The organism is Bradyrhizobium sp. CCBAU 51627 (assembly GCF_028128765.1).
In the GTDB taxonomy this organism is placed as follows: Bacteria; Pseudomonadota; Alphaproteobacteria; order Rhizobiales; family Xanthobacteraceae; genus Bradyrhizobium.
On record NZ_LBJG01000024.1, the window covers coordinates 906,798 to 928,085 of the forward strand.

20 protein-coding genes are annotated in these 21,288 nt (G+C 58.7%); 10 read left to right on the top strand and 10 right to left on the bottom strand.

Annotation, left to right across the window (positions count from 1 at the left end; translation table 11 throughout):
- Window positions 1–117 precede the first annotated feature (117 nt).
- Both XH88_RS19090 and XH88_RS19095 read right to left on the bottom strand, forming a co-directional pair.
- A complete protein-coding gene (locus tag XH88_RS19090) occupies window positions 118–615 on the bottom strand; it encodes a hypothetical protein (protein WP_271669795.1) in 498 nt (165 codons plus the stop codon).
- Between the two features lie 96 nt (window positions 616–711).
- Window positions 712–2,394 carry a tannase/feruloyl esterase family alpha/beta hydrolase gene (locus XH88_RS19095; protein WP_271669796.1) on the bottom strand — a complete coding sequence of 561 codons (1,683 nt, stop codon included), beginning with the start codon at window positions 2,392–2,394 and terminating at the stop codon, window positions 712–714.
- Window positions 2,395–2,771: 377 nt separating this feature from the next.
- Between XH88_RS19095 and XH88_RS19100 the strand changes: the two genes are divergently transcribed.
- The gene (locus XH88_RS19100) at window positions 2,772–4,697 is read left to right on the top strand and encodes an AMP-binding protein (RefSeq protein ID WP_271669797.1); all 1,926 of its coding nucleotides are present in this window, start codon (window positions 2,772–2,774) and stop codon (window positions 4,695–4,697) included.
- A gap of 127 nt (window positions 4,698–4,824) precedes the next feature.
- Here XH88_RS19100 and XH88_RS19105 read toward each other — a convergent pair whose 3' ends face one another.
- Together XH88_RS19105 and XH88_RS19110 are read right to left on the bottom strand one after the other, a co-directional pair.
- The gene (locus tag XH88_RS19105) at window positions 4,825–5,631 is read right to left on the bottom strand and encodes an SDR family NAD(P)-dependent oxidoreductase (RefSeq protein WP_271669798.1); all 807 of its coding nucleotides are present in this window, start codon (window positions 5,629–5,631) and stop codon (window positions 4,825–4,827) included.
- Window positions 5,632–5,661: 30 nt separating this feature from the next.
- Window positions 5,662–6,102, bottom strand: a complete 441-nt coding sequence (locus XH88_RS19110) for a tautomerase family protein (RefSeq protein WP_271669799.1) — start codon at window positions 6,100–6,102, stop codon at window positions 5,662–5,664.
- A gap of 116 nt (window positions 6,103–6,218) precedes the next feature.
- Between XH88_RS19110 and XH88_RS19115 the strand changes: the two genes are divergently transcribed.
- The 4 genes from XH88_RS19115 to XH88_RS19130 all read left to right on the top strand — a co-directional run bounded on the left by XH88_RS19115 (window position 6,219) and on the right by XH88_RS19130 (window position 10,158).
- Window positions 6,219–6,812, top strand: coding sequence for a TetR/AcrR family transcriptional regulator (locus XH88_RS19115; protein ID WP_271669800.1), 594 nt, complete (start codon window positions 6,219–6,221; stop codon window positions 6,810–6,812).
- Between the two features lie 141 nt (window positions 6,813–6,953).
- The gene (locus XH88_RS19120) at window positions 6,954–8,627 is read left to right on the top strand and encodes a long-chain-fatty-acid--CoA ligase (RefSeq protein WP_271669801.1); all 1,674 of its coding nucleotides are present in this window, start codon (window positions 6,954–6,956) and stop codon (window positions 8,625–8,627) included.
- Window positions 8,628–8,739: 112 nt separating this feature from the next.
- Entirely contained in the window at window positions 8,740–9,477 is a 738-nt protein-coding gene (locus XH88_RS19125) for an NADPH-dependent F420 reductase (RefSeq protein ID WP_271669802.1), read from the top strand.
- 309 nt (window positions 9,478–9,786) lie between these two features.
- On the top strand, window positions 9,787–10,158 hold the full coding sequence (locus XH88_RS19130) for a winged helix-turn-helix transcriptional regulator (protein ID WP_271670390.1): 372 nt from the start codon (window positions 9,787–9,789) through the stop codon (window positions 10,156–10,158).
- A gap of 25 nt (window positions 10,159–10,183) precedes the next feature.
- Here XH88_RS19130 and XH88_RS19135 read toward each other — a convergent pair whose 3' ends face one another.
- The 4 genes from XH88_RS19135 to XH88_RS19150 form a co-directional block, all read right to left on the bottom strand.
- Window positions 10,184–11,167 carry an NAD(P)H-binding protein gene (locus XH88_RS19135; protein WP_271669803.1) on the bottom strand — a complete coding sequence of 328 codons (984 nt, stop codon included), beginning with the start codon at window positions 11,165–11,167 and terminating at the stop codon, window positions 10,184–10,186.
- Between the two features lie 81 nt (window positions 11,168–11,248).
- Window positions 11,249–12,190 (bottom strand): alpha/beta fold hydrolase, encoded by a 942-nt coding sequence (locus tag XH88_RS19140; RefSeq protein ID WP_271669804.1) that lies wholly within the window; start codon window positions 12,188–12,190, stop codon window positions 11,249–11,251.
- A gap of 342 nt (window positions 12,191–12,532) precedes the next feature.
- Window positions 12,533–12,721 carry a hypothetical protein gene (locus tag XH88_RS19145; RefSeq protein WP_271670412.1) on the bottom strand — a complete coding sequence of 63 codons (189 nt, stop codon included), beginning with the start codon at window positions 12,719–12,721 and terminating at the stop codon, window positions 12,533–12,535.
- 392 nt (window positions 12,722–13,113) lie between these two features.
- Window positions 13,114–14,046 (bottom strand): LysR substrate-binding domain-containing protein, encoded by a 933-nt coding sequence (locus XH88_RS19150; RefSeq protein WP_271669805.1) that lies wholly within the window; start codon window positions 14,044–14,046, stop codon window positions 13,114–13,116.
- Window positions 14,047–14,218: 172 nt separating this feature from the next.
- On the opposite strand from XH88_RS19150, the gene XH88_RS19155 reads away from it, so the two are divergent.
- The 5 genes from XH88_RS19155 to XH88_RS19175 all read left to right on the top strand — a co-directional run bounded on the left by XH88_RS19155 (window position 14,219) and on the right by XH88_RS19175 (window position 19,557).
- The gene (locus tag XH88_RS19155; RefSeq protein ID WP_271669806.1) at window positions 14,219–15,040 is read left to right on the top strand and encodes a class II aldolase/adducin family protein; all 822 of its coding nucleotides are present in this window, start codon (window positions 14,219–14,221) and stop codon (window positions 15,038–15,040) included.
- 28 nt (window positions 15,041–15,068) lie between these two features.
- The gene (locus tag XH88_RS19160) at window positions 15,069–15,857 is read left to right on the top strand and encodes a class II aldolase/adducin family protein (RefSeq protein WP_271669807.1); all 789 of its coding nucleotides are present in this window, start codon (window positions 15,069–15,071) and stop codon (window positions 15,855–15,857) included.
- Between the two features lie 65 nt (window positions 15,858–15,922).
- Window positions 15,923–17,131, top strand: a complete 1,209-nt coding sequence (locus XH88_RS19165; protein WP_271669808.1) for an ABC transporter substrate-binding protein — start codon at window positions 15,923–15,925, stop codon at window positions 17,129–17,131.
- A gap of 98 nt (window positions 17,132–17,229) precedes the next feature.
- Window positions 17,230–18,159 (top strand): 2-dehydropantoate 2-reductase, encoded by a 930-nt coding sequence (gene panE, locus XH88_RS19170; protein WP_271669809.1) that lies wholly within the window; start codon window positions 17,230–17,232, stop codon window positions 18,157–18,159.
- Window positions 18,160–18,393: 234 nt separating this feature from the next.
- On the top strand, window positions 18,394–19,557 hold the full coding sequence (locus tag XH88_RS19175; RefSeq protein WP_271669810.1) for a lactate 2-monooxygenase: 1,164 nt from the start codon (window positions 18,394–18,396) through the stop codon (window positions 19,555–19,557).
- Between the two features lie 106 nt (window positions 19,558–19,663).
- Here XH88_RS19175 and XH88_RS19180 read toward each other — a convergent pair whose 3' ends face one another.
- Window positions 19,664–20,824, bottom strand: a complete 1,161-nt coding sequence (locus tag XH88_RS19180; RefSeq protein ID WP_271669811.1) for an iron-containing alcohol dehydrogenase — start codon at window positions 20,822–20,824, stop codon at window positions 19,664–19,666.
- 174 nt (window positions 20,825–20,998) lie between these two features.
- Window positions 20,999–21,208 carry a DUF3551 domain-containing protein gene (locus tag XH88_RS39255; protein WP_442868454.1) on the bottom strand — a complete coding sequence of 70 codons (210 nt, stop codon included), beginning with the start codon at window positions 21,206–21,208 and terminating at the stop codon, window positions 20,999–21,001.
- Window positions 21,209–21,288: the final 80 nt, after the last annotated feature.

Here is a 21,288-nt window from a genome sequence, read left to right on the forward strand (position 1 = left end):
ATTGGATCATCTGGGCCTCGGCAAACTGGACCGAAGCTATCCAGGCATTGTTTTCTCCGACGAGAGTGCGAACTAGATGCCCGCCCGCTACAAGGTCAGCTGGGTTTAACGTCGGCCTCAATGGTCCGGCTTTGGCAAGATCCCCGAAAGAACGACGCCAAGGATCTGGTCTGATCTCAATTTAGGTATTGCCGGCACGGTCGCCGCTTTGGGGGGCGGCAAGGGGCGGACGGGTTCCAGATTGCGTCGAAAGATCAGGACATCGAGGCCTTCCGGACTCGTTTTCATGACGAAATCATAGTTTGCGAGAAGGCGCGCGGCGACTTGGCGCATATGGCCGTTGTAGGTTCCGGTCACGGACGAGTCGAGCCCACTATCCGCCCGGTAGCGCAAATTGAATTTTCTCTGCATGGCACCGAGCAACCGTCCGAGCGGAACGTCGCGGACCTCCAGGTGCACCGCACTCTCGTCCCCCTCGATCAGCAGGTCGTTACAAAATGCCTGCCTACTGCTGATCAACAGCAATCCCGATAGAACCAATATCGTCAGGAGGACGTTCGAAGACGAGCATATCCGGCTTCGTCGCATCACACATCGACGGACACCCATGGTCATCCTAGCCGAACCTCGATCCAGATAAGGTATGTGTGCGCAGCTTATGAGCAAAAGTACGGGCCGGGAGTGCGCCCATGGCGTGCTCCCGGCTCTCGATCAGCGATTGTCGGCCCGCTCGTCGCGGCCGTGATGGCCTTCGTGGTCGCCTTCGTCACGGGAGCATTCGAAGCTCGACGCATCGGTCGTGATTGCGCCACTCCCTTCATATTTCGCCGTCTTCGGGAAGGGGCACAGTGGCCGCTGAAAAGCGACGCCTTGGGTCCGATCGTCGTTACGGTACTTTGTCGCGATTATCTTTTCCGGAGCTCTACCGAATTCGACCCAGCGATCGAGAGCCGAGAGGATATCACTCTCCGGATCGGAGGGGTTTGGCCCGGTAGCACCACCTTGCCCGAATGCGTTCGCGCCTGGTCCGCCGCCACAATGAGCCATGCCCGGGACCATGAATAGCCGATAGAATTCGTTGGTGCGCTTCGGTCCACCCATCGCTTCATTGACTGCCTTGAAGTAGTCGATGTCGCTTTGCGGAGAAATTGCGGTGTCGGCCCAACCTGTGTATTGGATCAGTTTGCCACCGCTTTGCGCAAAAGGCTGCAGGTTCGGGTCGACGGAGTTCAGGATCGCGCCAGTTCGGATGTGAGCCTGGCGGAGATTCTCTTCGATGCTGAAGGTGTTGGGATTCCATCCGGAATTGGGAAACACCATGTTCTGGAAGTAGCTGTTTCCGAACAAGCCCTGCAGACTTAGAGCCGGATTGCCGGGACCAAGAATCCAGAGCGGCCAATCGACTGCAACGTTCGCTTCACCGCCCGGGCCGTAGCCAGGGAAAATTCGCGGCGGACCCGAGAAGATCTTCTGGATAGCCTCTAGCTTGTCGGGTGCGAGACAACTTACCGTGTTGGTTGCCCCGCAAGATAGCTTTTCCAGCTTGAACTTGCACGCCAACGGGTTGTTCAGAAACTTGTCGGTGCTTAAGCCGCCGTCGTGGCCGGCGCATTGTGCGAGCACGGCATTGCTTACCAGGTCAACATCTGCTTGGGAGAGATCGCCGGCCTTGGTGGCGGACAGGGCTCGTTCGTTCCACAAGAAGCCGGTGAAAAGGTTGGTCCAGTTGTTTGCGGGCGCGCCTGCAACGATGCCGTCGAAATCGCGAGGAAAGCGCTGTGCTTCCATCAATGCTTCGCGGCCTCCGTCCGAACAACCCATGAAATAAGATCGCCTGGCGCCTGCGGATTTGAAGGCTTGGATGATCGCTTTGGAGACGTCCGTCGTCTCCTTCAGAGCGCGATAGCCGAAGTCGATAAGCTTTTCCGGATGCCCGGCCGCCCCGCTCGCGTCGACAACACTGGCCTGGTGGCCGTCATCGGTTGCTGCAACGGCGTAACCCCGCTGCAGTGGGTCGGCCATTTGCTGATAGGAGATCGCGCCGCAGAAGCCACCGCACCCCACCTGGAGATACTTCGAATTCCATCCCGTCTCGGGGATCCAGACCTCGAAACCGATGCGCGAGTCGCTCGTGGGCGTGGTAAAGCCTGCGACGCGACAGAAGTCCGGTAGGCCGGTGATGGATTGAGACGGAGTCGTCGGCGTGACGAACGTTCCGGCCGGAACACTCTGTGCCGTCGTTATGGTCGTATTCGGTCGATGAAAGCTGCTCGCCAGCTGCGAGCAACTCGTCGTCGCCGAAGCCGGTGACGCCGCGAACCCGATCACAGCGATCACAATGGCGGCCGGCAAGCATCTTGAAGCTAGTCGCCCGCGTCGTTCACTCTCGGTCATTTCTTATCCTCCCTTGCTGTGGAATCAATTTGGAGCCGCCAGTTCGACTACGTGACAGCGGCACATGAGCGCGCTTCGTACCGGTCGCGCCACTGTCTTCACAAACTGGCATTCGAGCGAGAGTCGTCCCGTGGCTCGCGCTGCTGCGCACGCTCGTTCCTCCCTCGAACGCCTGCCGTTGAGCAGGCTTCCCGATCGATTGTACGATCGATGTTTTGAGGTCCATATGATGGACCTTGATAGAATGCTTCTTGATGCTACGAAGCGCCAAAACGTCTCGCAAGACAACGCGCCGGCTGAGGGCTTCTATTTCATTCTCTGCTGGTCCAGCATATGGACTTCGCAATGATGAAGCGATCGCCCAGGGAGGAGTGCACATGCCTGATGCAGATGCCGCCGAAAGCGGGACGGGAACTCAGAGCCTCCAGAGAGCCGTCATTCTGCTGCGAGAGGTGGCATCTCATGGCAATCGTGGTGCACGTTTGACCGATCTCGTCGCCGACTCCGGATTGAGCAAAGCGACGGTTCGTAGGCTGCTCGCCGCTCTCATCAGAGAGAGTCTCTTGGAGCAGGACGAAAGCACGCGTCGTTATTATCTCGGAGCCGACACCTTCGTGCTCGGCACGATCGCTGCGGCACGATTTGGCACGCACAATCTCAGTCCGAACGCAGTTGCCCGACTGTCGGCTCTGTCGCACGCCAAATACGTCGGAGAGTCGATCCCGCTCGCGGCGCTGCTGTGCGATCGGCACAAGATCTCGGAACGGGGATCAGCGGTGGCCCTCGTGTACGAAAGCGCAGCCGGGCACACCTCCCGGCTCACTTATGCGGAGTTGTCGGACTATTCGCGGCGTTTCGCAGCGGTCCTGCGCGGCCTCGGAATAAGAAAGGGCGACGCCGTAGCAACTCTCCTTCCGAAAGGTCCGGAGCTGCTCATAGCGATGCTCGCCACATGGCGCCTGGGAGCCATTCACGTTCCACTCTTCACGGCCTTCGGAAGTCCCGCGATATCGTTTCGGCTAAACCATAGCGGAAGCAAGGTGCTGATCACCACACGTTCGCTCCGGAGCAGCGCGTCGGCGGAAGTTGCAGGTGGTTTACGCGCCGTCGTTGTCGAGGGCTATGGAGCTGTGCCTGGGCACACCAAGGATCTATCGTTCTGGTCCAGTCTCCATATGGCTACACCTCTGGACAACGTCGCCTCCCTCCGCGGAGAGGATCTCTTCGTCCTTCTTTACACATTGAGCATCGGCGGCACCCCGAAGGGTATTCCTGTTCCGGTGAGTGCCTTGGCCGGGATCGAGGAACACATGCGTCTCGGGCTCGATCTGCGCGATGACGATGTCTATTGGAATCTCGGTGATCCCGCTTGGGGCGGCGGTCTCTACTACGCGATCATAGGCCCTCTTCTGCTTGGACGGGCCACCGTGCTTTGCGACGGCCCCTTTGACGCTGGTCAGATCTATCGGGTGCTGGCGAAGCACAAGGCCACGAACCTAGCGGCGTCCCCATATTGGTACAACGCGATGCGAAGCTTCGAGAAGATACAGCCCGGATCTGCTGAACTCCGGCTCCGCGTCGCCTCCAGCGTCGGCGAACTCCTCCCGGACGAGCTGATAAATTGGGCCGCCGAACGGCTGGGCGTACGGCTTCATGACCATTATGGGCAAGCTGAAACGGGCGTGTTCGTCTCCAATCACCAAGCTGTGACGCTACAATTCCGCCGCCCGCCCGGTTCGATCGGCCACCAGGTCCCGGGCTTCAAGGTGGTCATCCTGGACGCTGCAGGTCGCGAATGCCCGATAGGCCAGAAAGGCGAAATCGCCATCGATACCGAAAAATCGCCTTTGCACTGGTTCGACCGATACCACAACGAAAGCGAAGGCACGTCTGTCAGGTATAACTTCGGGCGCAGGTACTACCTCACTGGAGATGTCGGCCGGATGGACGCGGAGGGAAATGTCTACTTCCTGGGAACGAAGGAAAATGCGATCAGCAGTAGTGGCTATCTGGTCGTACCTAGCCAGCTCGAAGCGGCGTTGACGTCGCATCCGGCCGTGGCGCAGGCCGTAGTCGTCGGAAGGCCCGATAGGCTGCGCGGTGAAGTCGTGAAGGCATTCGTTGTTCTCAATTCCGGCCGGAGACCATCAGCTGATGTCGCGGAGGAGATCGCCCAGCATGCCCGGGGGCAGCTTCCGCCATATTCGCTGCCGCCTGAGATAGAATTCGTCGCAAGAATGCCAAGCGCCCTCGGATGGAAATCTCGTCAGCCAACCGAGAGCGGCGTCGCCGGGCGCAAATGAGGTTTGCGCTTCTAGGCTACCAGTTGCCGATGTCGGCGGTATGCTCGGCAAAGGGCGCCTCGTTGGCCGGGGACATTAGCGTTCTCCGCCTCGGGACTTCGCGCAGATCATGAGATGAAGAGCGAGCCTACATCGGACTGCTGCCCGCATATCTCGTCGCAGGACGACCCGATTTCATGAGCGCTCGGCTCAACGCGACGCGAGCGTCCTCGAAAGCCGACCAGTGCGCTTCGTCCTCCAATGACGGGAAACAGATGAGCTCGCGTCGATCCAGGGAAAGAAGGGCGGATCTTACCAATTCTTCCGGAGACATGAACAACTCATCGGGAAATGGAGCTTTGGTAAGCCCCGAGGCTTCGAAGAATTCCGTGCGAACAGGGCCGGGGAGTACCGCCTGCACGAGTACGTTGGTCTTGGAAAGCTCCATCTGAAGCGAGCGCGTGAAATTCAACACGTAAGCTTTCGTAGCGGAGTAGCCGGCGCCGGAAGGTGTCGGCATAACAGCGATCATCGAAGCGATATTGACGATGGAACCGGAATTCCGCTTCAGAAGGCCAGGAAGGACTGCGTGGGTCAGTCGCGTCAACGCGAGAACGTTGATCTTGATGAGATTCTCCAAGGCATCTGCGGTCACGTGGGAGGTCGGGCCAAGGGCGCCTAGACCGGCATTGTTGATGAGGACTTCCACGTCGGCGCGTTCCGCCAATAATGTCTCGACACGCGATAGGTCCTTAGCATCGGCCAGATCCGCCACAAAAGCCTCGACGGATCGCGCTGTCTTGGTCTGTATTTGGCGTGCGATCTCCTCCAGGCGATTTCGCCGGCGAGCGACAAGGATCAAATCGTAGCCGCGCTCCGCCAAGTTTTCGGCGTACGCGAGGCCGATCCCCGACGACGCACCCGTGATGACTGCGAGACGATGGTCATTGCTCATGTAGTCGATGCCTCCGCTGATCAGCCTGGATTAATCCGCTTCCTCGATTGGGTAGGGCACTGGCTTGTTCTCTTCCAGCCAGATCCTTTCGTATTCGGAGTTCGGTGGTGGCGGAGGCATGCCTTGGACCTGCCAAAGATCGAAAGGCGTCTCGTCGATATGGATTTCCCAATCTCTCCCGCGGTCCTTGACGAAGGGCGCCAGTGCCTTTTCGGCCCGGGCCAACCACTTTGATTTCAGCTTTTTGGCGTCCGGTGGGAAAGATCTTGCGATGTGATCTACCCAGATCCGAACGAAATTATTCGCCGGTTCACCCCCCATATAGAACGAGTCCGGCGCCACCTCCTGGAAAACGACTATGACGTAGAACTTCGGCAGCACCCGATAGAGTTCGGTGATGCGCTGTGAAAGAGCGTGCTTGTCGGCAGCGCTGAACGCGCCTGCCGGATGATAAATCTTCCAAAATGGCATGGGTTCTCGCGGCGCTCGAAGTCTCAATAATAATGATTGTCGTCATCAATGAGGGTGTTGTCAATCCATAATGATGATATGTATCATCGTTGAGGCCAACCGAGCGGAGACGGGCAGTGCGCATTTCGAAGGAGCAAGCTCTCAAGAACCGGCAAAAGGTAGTGGCCAGGGCCTCGAGGCTTTTCCGGGAGCAGGGCTTCGACCGGACGTCGGTGAACGACCTGATGAAGGCAGCGGGGTTCACACACGGGGGATTCTACAACCATTTCGCATCGAAGGACGACTTGGCCCGAGAGGCCTTGGATCACGCCTTCCGCCAGCTCGATGGTGTCCGGGAGCAAATGCCTAATCTTGACGAGTTCGTTGCGTCGTATCTGTCCGAGGATGCGCGCGACGCCCCGGGCTCGACGTGTCCTGCAGCTGCGCTCGCGGGGGAAGTGGCCCGCCAGCCGGATGCGGTAAAGGCCATATTTGCCGACGGCTTGGAGCGAATGATCTCGTCTATCGTGAAGCTTTTGCCGGATAAGGAGTCTGCACGCGGCGACGCGACGGATATCGCTTGTCGCATCGTCGGGGCTTTAACGCTTGCCAGAGCGATGCCGAGGTCGAGCGAGCTCGGCCGAGAATTGCTCGAGACGGCGACGGAGCGCTGCCGGAACGAGCGATCGGCGGCGATGAAGTCCCGCTCTAAGAGACGTACTTCGAAATGACAGGCAGGCGGCGAACTCGGGTCAGTCGCGGACGGGCCGACTGATTGTAATTCGGCCTGGACAGGCACGCACGTCATGCAGGCTGCGGCGGATCAGGCGAGCGAGACCGCTAAAGCGGTCCTTATCGGGGGAGGGAGTAGCGTGGAACGGTTTTGGCTGGGGCAATATCCCCACGGGGTGCCGGCGGATGTCGACTTCGATCAGTTTCCTTCATTGATCGAAATGTTCGAAGAGAGCTTCGCGAGGTTTGGAAGTCGCAAAGCTGCCATTTGCATGGACAAGGCAATCACCTACCGCGAGCTCGATGAGATGTCGGCTGCGATCGGCGCTTACCTGCAGAGTAAGGGCCTGGCCAAAGGGAGCCGCGTTGCGGTGATGATGCCGAATGTTCTCCAAAACCCGATCGCCGGCGCAGCCGCTTTGCGGGCGGGCTGCACGGTGGTGAATGTCAATCCTCTCTACACGCCTCGGGAACTCGAGCATCAACTGAACGATTCCGGAGCGGAGGCGATCTTCATACTTGAGAACTTCGCGGCCACTTTGGAGAAGGTGCTGCCAAGGACCAATGTCAAGCATATCATCATCGGTTCGATGGGGGAGCTGCTCGGCATGAAGGGCCATTTCGTCAACTTTGTCGTGCGCAAAGTGAAGAAGATGGTTCCCGCCTACGCTCTGCCGGAAGCCGTCTCCTTCTATGAAGCTTTGTCGACCGGCCGGCACATGACACTGAAGAAACCTGATATCGGGCCCAACGACGTGGCCTTTCTACAATACACGGGAGGCACCACCGGCGTCTCGAAAGGAGCGACCTTGCTCCACCGCAATCTAGTAGCCAACGTGCTTCAGATCAGTGCGTGGAGCGAGCCTGCCTTCCGCAACCACCCGCCGGGGGAACCTCTTCTTACGGTCTGTGCGCTGCCGCTTTATCATATATTCGCGCTGACAGTTTGCTTCTTGTTCTCCGTCCGGGTCGGCGGAGTCATTCTTATGATCGTAAACCCGCGCGACATTGATGGATTTGTCAAAGAGCTCCGTAAGCACAGAATTCACAGTTTTCCTGCCGTCAACACCTTGTTCAATGCCCTGCTCCGCCATCCCGGCTTCAAGCACGTGGACTTCTCGGAGCTGCGGATGGCCATCGGTGGTGGCATGGCGACTCAAAAAGTCGTAGCGGACAAGTGGCTCGCAGTCACGGGCTGCGTTCTTTCCGAAGGCTACGGGCTGTCCGAGACATCGCCGACCCTGACGTCCACATTGCCGAATATGACGGAGTTTTCCGGAACCATCGGTCTGCCCCTTCCATCAACCTATATTTCTATCCGCGACGATGAAGGAAACGAACTGCCGATTGGCGAAGCCGGAGAGATCTGCGGAAAAGGACCGCAGGTGATGCCTGGCTACTGGAATAGGCCGGACGAGACCGCCCGAGTGATGACGAATGACGGGTTCTTCCGAACAGGCGATATCGGGGTCATGTCGGCCGACGGCTTCACCAGGATCGTGGACCGCAAGAAGGACATGATTATCGTTTCCGGCTTCAATGTGTATCCGAACGAAGTCGAGGCGGTCATATCGAGCCACCCCGGCGTTCTAGAGTGCGCCGCCATCGGCGTGCCGGATCCTAAATCCACCGAAGCAGTCAAAGTCTTTGTGGTTCGTCATGATCCTCAATTGACGGCAGGGGAGCTCGTCAATTTTGCGGGAACGCAGTTGACTGCTTACAAGGTTCCTAAGCAGATCGAGTTTAGGTCTGAACTTCCGAAGAGCAATGTCGGAAAGATCTTGCGTCGCGAGCTGAGGAGCGGCGCGCAATAACTTAGCGGGCCGCCGACTCGCTGAAGATATGGACAAGAGCGAGCGGATGGTGCGTGCGGTTGTCACGAACCGTCGTCGAGTTGCTGCGAATTGACTGAGAGAAGGAAGACCCATGAAGATCGGGATTATCGGAGCCGGAAATATAGGTTCGACTCTCGCGCGGAAGCTGGCGGCCAGCGGGCATGATGTCAAAATTGCCAACTCAAAGGATCCAGCGACCATCCGCGATATTGCCCGCGAGGTGGGCGCTACGGCCGTGTCCGCGGACGTCGCTGTACGAGGCGCAGAGATGATCATTCTTTCGATCCCATTCGGGAGGTACCCAGACATGGCCTCTCTCCTTCACGCCGTGCCGCCGGAAGTCCCTGTAGTCGACACAGCAAACTATTACCCCCTCCGAGATGGTGCGATTGCCGCAGTCGATGGCGGCACTCCTGAGAGTGTCTGGGCGAGCGAGAAGATCGGCCGGAGGGTCGTCAAGGCCTGGAATGCAGCGCTCGCTGAAACGTTGGCCAAGAAGGGGCAGCCGCGGGGGGCGCCGGGACGTATTGCTATTCCTGTTGCCGGCGACAACTCTCAGGCCAAGACCATGACCGCTGCCTTGGTGGATGCCACGGGGTTCGACGCGCTGGACGCAGGCGATCTCGACGATTCCTGGCGTCAGCAGCCGGGTACCCCGGCGTACTGCACGGACTTGACGGTAGATGAGCTGAAATTTGCCCTCAGGCGGGCCAACCGGCCCCAGGCACCGGCGAACAGGGACGCGCTCTTGAGGGAGTTTATGGCTGGAGGCGGCAAGCTCGCCCATGACCACGTCATCGGACGCAATCGGGCGGTGACCGGCTCGTAGGTGCCTTTCGCAGCGGGTTGCGTTGGCAAAGAGGCATCCGCTCGCCGCGGGGTGTGCAGCGCCGTCGCTGATGGATCGCGGCGCGCCCGGTGCACGTCAAACCGGGCTGCCATCGAATCATGCCCCTGCGCGATTCGCGCATAGTTCCAATTCCCGGAATATTGACTATATTTGAACAAGATACTCGATTCTAGGAATGCTTTGATGGCGAAAAACAGTCTTGATGAAACTTGTCCCGTCGCTCGGACGCTGGATATTGTCGGCGCGCGCTGGACACTTCTCATAATCCGGGACCTGCTTCCTGGCACCATGCGTTTCCAGGATCTGCAGGAGCGGTTGCCAGGGATGGCGCCCAATGTTCTCTCCGATCGCCTCAAAACACTCGAAGAACACGGCCTCGTCCGGCGCGAGTTCTATAGCGATCATCCTCCTAGGGCGGCCTACACTCTGACGGACGCCGGCCAAGAGCTCGGCGTCGTCGTCTTGGCCCTGGGTCGGTGGGGCCTCCGGCACGTCAGCGGGAAATTGAGCCGTGGCCTTCAACATGACGAATGCTTTCGCCATCTGAACCAAGCCTCCGAGGCCCTGATGCGCCGTCCAGTTCAACGTGTGAAGGCCGCTGCCAAGTCGGCAGCGAAAGGCTCTCGGAAGGTGGGGGGGAAGGCCCGAGCTGCGATTTAAGCGCCCGGACTCTCAACCTCGCGGTCTACGCGTCGCCCCGCGCTGCGCGGACCCGTGGGGATCGCTCAAGCGCCCACCTGAAGTCCTTGGGAGCGCGCCCGAGAAGCTGTTCGAGCTCGCCGGTAACGCCTTCGTACCGTCCACTCGCGGCCAGGCGTGTGATAATTCCTAAGTGCTCTGCGGTATGGGGGATACGTGCTGCCAGGGCACCATTGATGTAAGCGTCGATCCAAGCCTCCAAGTCTTGAGGCACATACGAAACCGGCTTTCCCAAGGTCGCGGCGTAATCCTCCGCGAACCCCTTCATGTCTTTCGCCACCGGACCGGTGAGTTCGTAGGTCTTCGAGACATGGCCCGTAGGGTCGGCCAGGATCTTGGCGCAGACCTCCGCCACGTCATAAGCGGCGATCGGCGCGATCTTCTTGTTGCCGAAGGGAAGATGAAGCTCGCCCGCGCCCATCAGTTGCTTGAGGGGAAACCAGGCGAGGATCGGGTTCTCGATGAACATGGTGGCCCGGACATGGACGACCGGCAGTCCGGACCAATTCAGCGCCTGTTCCGATGACCAATGGGCCCGCTGTTGCGGCGACCAGTCCGTAACCAGTCCTCCCAACCATTCACGCCTCGCCTCACGGTGAGCCGTCATTCTCGCGAAGTTCATGTAAGACTGCTCGAACTCCGAAATGTTGACGAATACTTCCAGGTCTCCTTGCGCTCGCGCGGCGGCAGCCATCAAGATGGTTGCATCGGTGTAGTAGGGGTTCAGGCTCATGCTGAAGTAGACCCGGCGACAGCCCTTCAGGGCTGCCGCAACGTCGGCGATGTTGAGCAGATCGCCAACGAATACCTCGACGCCCAGCTGTCGGAGAGCTTGCGCCCGCTCGTCGTCCTTACGGACGAAGGCACGCACCGGCTTCTTCGCTTCGATGAGCATATTGATTATCGTCTTGCTCATGGAACCGACGTCTCCACCGGCGCCGGTAATCAGAATGGGACTCGGTTTGGCCATTGAAGTATCCTTTTGCTGACTTGATTGAGCGTTCTTTGAACGGAACAGCAGGCCCGCCGGGACAGTACCGCGCGTTGCAGCTCAGCTTCTGAGGAACGGCAGAATGTGGCTCAAAACAGCCTCCGGCTTTTCCAGATGAAGGAAATGACCGACGCCCGGCATGACGACGCGCTCGAAGCCTTTCGTGAAAGCTGCAGCCATATCGTCGCTGAGACGCACCGACATGCAGCCGTCCTCCTCGCCGTGCAGATAGAGTGTCGGGACGGCGATCGGGCCGTTCGCGCGAGCTTCCAGGGCTTGCGCCTCCGCTTCGGGCGGCGGAGTGAACAATTGCCGATAGTAGGAGAGCGTCTGAAGTAGTACTCCGGGTTGGCTGAACGCTTCGATCAGCGCCATGCGATCCGAAGCCGGCATCTCATAGCCCGGGGACCACTCCCGCCAGAGCCGATCGAGGAAGGCGAAATCGTTCAGCTGAACGGCTGGCTCGGCAAAACGCGAGTGAAAGAAGAACATATACCAGCTTCGTCGCTGTTGATCGCCGTCGGCGACGAACGCCTGCGGCAGGCCTTTCCCATAGGGGACAGCCAGCCCTACGAGCTTGCGGATTCGCGACGCGTCGAGGCTTGCTGCGGAATAGGCAGCTCGAGCTCCGAAATCGTGACCGATGACGTGAGCCTGTTCGGCGCCCAAAGCTTCGATCAGTGCGAGGACGTCTTGTCCAAGTGCCGCCGCACGGTAGGATCCGTCAGGCGCAGCACCACCAGCCCAATATCCGCGCAGGGATGGAGCAACCGCCCGATATCCCTCCTGCGCGAGGCGGCCAAGGACGTGAACCCAGCTTTGCGAATGATCGGGAAAGCCGTGCAAGCACAGCACAAGCGGCCCGTCCCCGGCTTCGAGGACCGGAAACTCCAGTCCGTTGGCCGAAACCACCCGTTTGCGGATCTCATGCGATTCGGAGTTCTGGCCGATCCGCCCTGGAATGCCGGGGCGATCGGGCAAATGCGCAGCAGTTCTCGTCATTGCCAAGGCTCCTCGTGAAATGTAGATGATGAGTATCATCCAGAAGCGGAGCTACGTAATTCAATGTTGAATAAGTGTGGCAGCAGCTTTGCCGTGTCAGGCTGCCTTGGGTTGGACTACGATCCAACGGAGTCGCGATCGAACCAAAGGAGTGACCCGAGGGGGAGATATGGTTCCGCGAGTTTTTGATCGGCGGTCGTCCGCAAATGGCGAGACATAATGCGATACGAGAAAGGTCATAGAGCCGGAACGTCGGCTCGTATCGTCGAGTGCGCCTCGGCTCGTATCCGCGAGAGGGGAATCGAAAGCATCAAAGTGGCCGGACTCATGAAGTCCGCCGGCCTAACGCACGGCGGCTTCTACCTCCATTTCAAGTCTCGTCGTGATCTGATCGAAAAGGCCTTCGCTCAAGCCATGGGCGGATCGGTAGAGAGGTGGCGGAAGGTTGCGGATGGATCGAGCCCCGACGAGCGCCTTCGGAGGATCGTCGATTGCTACTTGACGCAGCAACACCGGGAAGACGTTGGCCATGGTTGCGCTCTACCATCACTCGGAGCCGAGGTTCCTCGGGCCGGCGCCGCCATAAGGAAAACGTTTTCCAGCGGCTTGCGAGAGATGATTGCGCTCTTGGCCGAAGACCCGCGCGGCATTTCGAAGCGAAACGCGATCTCGATCGTATCGGAAATGGTCGGGGCTCTGCTTTTGGCCCGGGCAGTCGATCATCCCGAGTTCGCTTCGGATATATTGAGTGCGGCGCGCGCGTCCGTCCTTGGCGCCGATCCGCAAACGACCGGAACGTCCGAAAGGCAGCGCAAATCTGCGCAAAGGACCGTCCGACAAGGGTCAAAACAGGCTCGCAGCCGGAAGAATTCCAAGCAATCAGCCTGAGCTGCCGCGGGCGGGGCGGGAACGCGCTAGAAGGTTCAAGCTCCCAGCTTCGTGGCATCGGCTTCCAGGGCCTTGGCAACCCCCTTAAGCCATTTGTGGACCGCCTTGATCTTCTCGGACGAATGATCGAGTTTTCGATGCGTAAAGTAGAAGTCTCTGAGGGCCACGCTCTTAGAGGACCAATTCTGTATGACAGTTAAGGCGCCGCTGCCAATCAGCGGCGCGACCAAGGGAAACGGCGCCAGTATTGCGCCCATCGATGACCTGGCCATCTGTATGGCCGTCAAAAGACTGTCCGCGATCAGCTCAGGTTCTTTCGACTGAACCTTCGGGTCGTATTCCTCGAACCATCGTTGCCAGAGGTCGGGTGCGGTCGCGAATTTTATCAATGGCAGCTTCGTCAAATCATTCGGTTGCTGAATGGGAGGGAACCGATCCAAGAGCTTCTGGTCGGCGCAGGGGACAGCGCGTGACCTGAGCAGCCTATGATAGGTGAGGCTGCCGAAGGGAGGGTCGCCGAACTGAACCGCAGCATCGATGTTGTCTCTCTCGAAATCGGCCGGAGTGTTCTTTGCCTCGAGCCTCAAATCGAGGCCCGGATTGTCGATCCGGAATTTCTCGATGTGTGGCAGTGCGGCGAGCATGGCGAACGTCGGGGTAACGCTTACTCTGACGGTGGGGCCTCGCTTTCTGTCCTCGAGAAGGTCGCTTGCGCGAAACAGTTCGTTGAAAGCACTGAGCACGGCAGCGGCATAAATCGCGCCACTTTCGGTGAGCTCGATATTCCGGCCGCTGCGCTGAACGAGCTGAATCCCGAAATGCGCTTCGAGCGTGCGTATCTGATGCGTAATTGCGGACGGCGTGAGGTTCAGACTCTCGGAAGCAAGTTTGACGCTGCCCGAACGTGCGAGAGCTTCGAATGCGCGAAGGCTGGCCAAGGGGGGAAGGGTTGATGGTGCATTCGACATCTTTGCCCTGAGCCTGATTCAACGATCCACAATCGATTTCAATTGTTTTCTTCCCGTTTGCTGGTCAGCTTAGTGGAAGCAAGTGACGCTCCATAGCACGATTTGGGCTTCGGGCGGCGTCGGAATGTTGCGTAGCGCCAAGCTAACGCACATCGATAGGGAGGTCGGAAGAATGAACGTTGCCCAGCGACAGGATTCGCATTCAGAGGCTGTGACGAAGATCGGAGTTGGGTTGCCGCAGCCCCCCGTCTTCAAGAACTTGGCCGAGGAGAGGCAGCACCGAAAGGAACGGCTTGCAGCCGGCCTCAGGCTTTTCGCGAAGTTCGGGTTCGATGAGGGAGTGGCCGGTCACATAACCGTACGCGATCCGGAATTTACGGATACGTTCTGGGTAAACGGCTTCGGAATGAGCTTCGGTCTGATCAAGGCGTCGGACCTCATCCGGGTCAATCACAAAGGCAAAGTTGTCGAAGGAGATCATCCTGTCAACGCGGCGGCATTCGCGATCCACGCGAGCGTCCATGCTGCTCGCCCCGATTCCGTCGGTGCGGCACATTCGCACTCCACGCATGGGCGTGCATTCTCGACGCTTGCGCGGAAGCTCGAACCGATAACCCAGGATGCATGCGCTTTTTACCAGGATCATGGACTCTATGAGGATTACGGCGGGGTCGCGGTCGAATTGGACGAAGGCCAACGTATTGCTCAGGCTCTCGGCTCACAGAAGGCAGTCATCCTGCAGAACCACGGACTTCTGACCGTCGGACAAACGGTCGACGAGGCGGTTTGGTGGTTCATCACGATGGAGCGGTCGTGCCAGGTGCAGTTGCTTGCCGAGGCCGCGGCGGCGCGCACGGGACAGGCTCTGAAGACTATACCTGAAGAGTCCGCAAAACAGGCTTCCGCGATCCTGGGCTCTCCGAGGGCCGGATGGTTCCAATTCCAGACGCTGTATTCGAAGATCGTGAAGGAGCAACCGGATCTACTCCAGTGAGAGGCTTTCGCCGGAGGGGAGTCCACGCATGAATATCCAAAATACGACCCATACCGTCAGCGGCGCCGGCACAAATGTCGAGCTGCTCGTTCGAGAAGATCTCGCTGCGCTCTACCATATCTTTTCCGACAGAGGATGGTGCGAGCACATATATAATCACATCACGGCTCGCGTTCCGGGCCCGGACAAACAGTTCCTGATAAATTCGTTCGGCTTGACCTACGACGAAGTCACGGCATCCAATCTCATCAAAATCGATCTTGATGGTAACAAGGTCATCGATGTTCCGGGGCGCGTCAACAAGGCGGGGTTCGTTATTCATTCCGCGATTCACGCCGCTCGGGAAGATGTCCACTTCATCGCCCATACGCATACGACCGCCGGGGTCGCGGTCGCGTGCAGCGATCGGGGGCTGTGTCATGACAGCTTTTACGGAGCGATGCTCTACGAGCAAGTCGCGTATCACGAATTCGAGGGAATCTCGACCGACCTAGGTGAGCGGGACCGTCTTGTGACGGCGCTCGGCGAGAAGAACTACATGATCATGAGGCATCATGGGCTGTTGGCATGCGGATCGACAGCTGCGGAGGCCTTGTTCCGCATGTCGATCCTGCAGCGCGCGTGCGAGATACAGCTCGCAGCGGCGACCTTCGGGAAGGACTGGCGGCCGCTGTCCGAAGAAGTGCTGCGCCGTACCGCTCGGCAGTTGAGGAGCGAGATCGCGAAGGGCTTCGACGATAACGTCGCGTTCGGCGAAGACGCCTTTGCGGCCTATCGGCGCAGTCTCGATGCAAGGGGAGCCCGATACAGGGATTGAGCTCGATCGACGCCTCGCGAAATTGGAAGGCGTGCTTTGATGGAACCCGCGTTGGAGGGACGCTCATGCTTCTGAACAGGATGTTTGCCGCGACGTTGCTTCTCGCGATCGCGGCGTCGCTGACTTCGAGAGCGGCGCAGGCAGAAGATGCGATCGGAGTAACCCCGACGGAAATCAAGATCGGAACGACGTTCCCATTCAGTGGTCCCGCCTCGGTGTTGGGAAACGTTGGCAAAGCTCTGATCGGTTACGTGAACTATATCAATGATCGAGGGGGCGTTAGCGGCCGAAAAATCAATCTTATCGCGCTAGATGACGCATACACACCCAGCAAATCGGTGGAGCTGAACCGCAGACTTGTGGAGAGTGACGAAGTCGCATTTCTCTTCAGCCCGCTGGGTACCGCGAGCATCTCGGCCGTCCTGAAATACGCGAACAATCGTAAAGTACCGCATCTCTTCGTGGTATCCGGTGCGAACAAATTCACGAACGGCGCCGAATTTCCCTACACGACCACCGGCCTTCCGAGCTTCGAAGTCGAGGGCAAGGTCTACGCGAGGTACATCAGTCAGAATAAGCCTGGTGCGCGAATTGCCGTCCTGTACCAGAACGACGACATGGGAAAGGACCTGCTGAAGGGAGTGCGCTCCTACCTGAAGGACGACTTCGACAAGTTGGTGACGGCCAGGTCCTATGAGATCACCGACCCGACGGTCGATTCCCAGATCGTGACCTTGAAAAGCACGGGGGCCGAAGTGATCTTCTTCGGCGGCTCTCCGAAATTCGCAGCGCAGGCATTAAGGAGAATTCGGGAGATCAACTGGAATCCTTTGATCGTTCTCAATCTTGCTGCGAGCACGGTCGCCGGCGCACTCGTCCCGGCGGGGCTGGAGAACGCTAAGGGTGTCGTTTCGAGCACTTTCTTCAAGGATCCGATGGACCCGAATTGGGCGAACGATCCCGACGTCATCGCCTACAAGGCCTTCCTCGCGAAGTATATCCCTGGCGGAGATGTCGCTGAGCAGACCTATACGGTGGGCTACGTTCAAGGGGAAATTCTGGCGCACGTGCTCGAGCAGTGCGGAGACGATCTGTCCCGCGAGAACATTCTCAAGCAGGCACTCAACATCAAGAGCTTTTCGCCGTCCCTTGTTCTGCCTGGAATTTCGATCAACACAAGCGCTGAAAACCACCAGGCTTGGACGACTCTTCAGCTCCAGCAGTTCAATGGCACCACCTACGTTCCGGTAGGCAACCTCATCAACGCTGACTGATGTCGTAAGCTCGATAGCAGCCCTAATGCGGGCGTTTTCTCGACGGAGCGGGTGTCATGGTTGGCGCCCGCCGATCGTGTAACCACAGGAGAACGAAATTGCGAATATTGGTGATCGGAGCGGGAGCCTTGGGCGGCTATTTCGGGGCGAGGCTCTTGGCTGCCGGGCGTGATGTCACGTTCCTCGTGCGGCCGGCCCGCGCAGAAGCGCTCAAGAAGAATGGGCTTGCCGTCAGGAGCCCGGCCGGCGATCTCAATCTGCCGTCGCCGCCAACCGTGACATCCGAACGGCTGAAAGGCCAGTATGATCTGATATTGTTGAGCTGCAAGGCCTATGACCTCGAAGATGCCATTCAGTCTTTCGCGCCCGCGGTCGGAGACGACACGGTCATCATTCCCTTTTTGAATGGTCTGCGTCATATTGATGTGCTGAACGCCCGCTTCGGGAAGGAGAAGGTGTTTGGGGGCCAATGCGCCATCTCGGCCACGCTGTCTGCGAACGGCGAGATCCTCCATCTTGTCGATTTGCATACGCTGAGTTTTGGCGAGCAAAACGGGGCGCGATCGAAACACCGCGATGAGATCATCGCGGCATTGTCAGGCGCCAATTTTATTGCCGAGGCCAGCGACAACATCCTGCAGGACATGTGGGAGAAATGGGTGTTCATCGCCACGGCCGCCGGCTCGACCTGCCTGATGCGAGCGTCGATCGGGGATATCGTCGCCGCCGACGCATCAGACCTTGTGATGAAGCTTTTCGACGAGTGCAGCGGGATCGCGGCCGGGGCAGGGTTTGAACCACGTCCTGCCTATAAGGAACGCACGCGGTCCATCTTTACAATGCCAGGCTCGCCGCTCATGGCGTCCATGCTGCGCGATATCGAGAAACGATCACGGACAGAAGGCGACCATGTTCTGGGCGACCTCCTCGGCCGGGCCAAAACAGGAGAAATTCCTGTCCTTCTGAACGCGGCCTATGCGCATGTGAAGTCTTATGAGGCGCGTCGCGCCAGAGAAGCTGGTAAGTAGGAACGAAACTGGAGGCCGGAAGCAAGCTCGCGCGTTCTCGCGGTCGTCTCGGACCCGGGGGGATAAACCCGTCTTCCAGCCGCTTCGAGGGGCGGTCGAGCGCGTGGGCGTCTTCAGTCTGCCTGCCGGCATAAATGAAAGAGCTGAAAACGTCGGGCGCTATGCCAAACACCTCGCGAAAGCTGCGGCCGCGCTACCCAGCTATCGCGAGGAATAGGACTCCGGGAGGACACGTTGGGTCACTACGGCGACTACCAGACAGAAATCTATGTTGGCGGCCTCAGCGGAAAGCTGCCGAAACTGCCGGTCGACTTCCGCGAATTGGAAGCCCGCGCACATGCTGCGATGAATCCCAGTCTTGTGGCCTACGTGGCCGGAGGTTGCGGCAACGAGCATACGCAAAATGCAAACGTCTCGGCATTTGAGCGGTGGGGTTTGATGCCTCGTATGTTGGTTGGCGCTGCGAGCCGAGACCTGTCGATCGAACTTTTCGGAATGCAGCTTCCCACCCCGCTTTTCATGAGCCCAATCGGCGTCATTGGCTTATGCGCGCAGGACTTACGCGGCGACATTGCGACGGCGAAGGCTGCGTCAAAAATCGGCGTACCGATGGTGGCGTCAACCTTCAGCGTCGATCCCCTCGAGAACGTGGCCGCCGAACTTGGGAATACGCCAGGTTTTTTTCAGCTCTATACGCCCACCGATAGGGAGGTCGCCGAGAGCCTGGTGCGCAGGGCCGAGGCGGCGGGATTCAAGGCTCTCGTGGTCACTTTGGACACATGGATCACGGGGTGGCGCCCGCGAGACCTCAATTTGGCGAATTTTCCGCAGTTTCACGGACATGTTCTTAGCAACTATTTTTCGGATCCCGTGTTTCGCGGTAGGCTGCAAAACCCTCCCGAGGAGGATCTTCGGGCCGCAGTGATGCAATGGGCCAAAATATTCGGAAATCCTTTGACCTGGAACGATCTTCCCTGGTTGCGCTCGCTGACCAAACTTCCGCTCGTCCTGAAAGGAATCTGCCACCCCGATGATGCCCGGCGCGCGATCGATGCGGGGGTTGACGGCATCTTTTGCTCCAACCATGGGGGCCGCCAGGCGAACGGCGGCATCGCCGCGATCGACCTCCTGCCGGGCATTGTCAAAGCCTCGGGCAGAACGCCCGTTCTATTCGACTCCGGGATACGTTCGGGAACTGATGTGATCAAGGCGTTGGCCATGGGAGCCAAAGCCATCGGTGTTGGCCGACCGTATGCTTATGGGCTGGCGTTGGATGGCGTAGAGGGTATCGTTCATGTGCTTCGCTGCATCCTTGCGGAGGCAGACTTGCTCATGGCCGTGGACGGGTACCCGCGGTTGTCCGATCTCGACCCGTCATCGCTGCTTGCTCTCCGTTGAGGCCGTCACTAAGCCGACATCCAGGCGAATGAAGGTGCATAGAAATAGGGCCCGCAAGCTTAAGCTTGCGAGCCCGATAGCACTCATTAACGGACAGCTCGACCGACTAGGCGGCCATTCGCAGCAGGTCGATGATATCGGATTCGCTCTTGAAGGGCCGCGGATTGGCTTGAACGAAGCGGTGATTGATCGCAATTTTGCTGATCTTCTCGAACTTGTCTTCGCCGATGCCGACGTCAGCCAGACGCGTAGGTAATCCGAGGGCCTTGACGAAATCAGCGAAGGCATCTCCAGCTTCCATATCCGGGCTGCCGAGCGCTGCCGCCAAGCGCTTCTGAGCATCTTCTGTAAAGGCCTTATTGTACCGAAGAAGACTCGGCATGATGACGGGCGTGCAGTAATAGTGGGGAACATCGAAAGTGCCGCCGAGCACGTGTCCGATGCCGTGGCTTGCCCCCATCGGAACGCGTGCCTGTAGACCGAAAGCGGCGAGCCATGAGCCTTGTTGCGATTGACGTCGTGCTTCCAAATCATCCGGGTGCTGCAAGGTGCGGAGCATACCCTCGCGCAAAAGACGAATGCCCGCCAAGACCACTTCGTCGGCCAATGGCGTGCCGGCTGGCGAGCACAGTGCCTCGATGCCGTGATCCATCGAGCGTGTCCCGGATCCCATCCATAAGTTCATGGGCGTATGAAGGCTAAGGTCGGGATCGAGAATGACCGCCACGGGTGACATCTGTGGGTGGAAGAATATCTGCTTTAGCTTGGTCCGCTCGTCCGTGACGAGCGCACCGGCATTGTATTCGCCGCCATTCAGCGTCGACGGCACTGCGATCTGCCGGACTGTGGGCGCACGGAATGGAGAGAAGGGCACGCCAGGCCCCATAACGAACGGATCGAACCCTGCTTCATCGCGGATATCGTGTTCCATGGCCATGATGACGATCTTCGCGAGGTCGATGGCAGAACCTCCGCCGACGGCAACGACCAGATCAGCTTGCGCTTCGTTTGCTTGACGCGCGACTTCCGCAGCCTGTTTTCGAGTCGTGTGCTGCGCAATTCCGTCGAAGGTAGCCACATGCTTGTTGCCGAGCGCACGACGAATCTTTTCGATCTCATCGGTCTTCGTATTCAAGGTCCGGCTGACCAAGAGGAAAACGCGGTTGGCGTTCAACCGCACCGCTTCATCATTCAAAGCCTCGGCAGCGGACCTGCCATAGACTACTCGATCGATCTCTGGAAAGTTATGTATACCAGCCTTGCGCATTTGTTTCCCCTAGGCAGTTGATTGAGAAGTCACTTTAGAATTTATAGTTACTAGGTGCAATAACCATCTTGCTGCGCCGGTAGGTTGGTACAATGCGCTTGGTGCCGCGCCGGCTCAGCCGACGTGCTCAATTGCGGGGATAGATCTCGCGGGTTGCAGTAAAACCTCGGCTGGTTAGGAGCTGCGAGCGCAGCTACCACCGCGCCCCGAAATTACGGCGATGCATTTTTCGATCGTATCGAAGCTGCATTTTCGCGTGCCTGACGAATAGTCCTCTAGGCAGTATCCGTAGTTGTTTGTTGTGCGGGTCGGCGCGACGCTCAAATGATCCGCGCCGGCCAAGCCGGCACAGACGATTGAGAGGAGAGTGAATAGTCTGCTCAAGTTGTTCTCCGTGGACTCTGGATGTCATGCGTTTCTTGCGTCGACGGGCGGCGCGCCTACGGATCGCGCACCACCAAGGC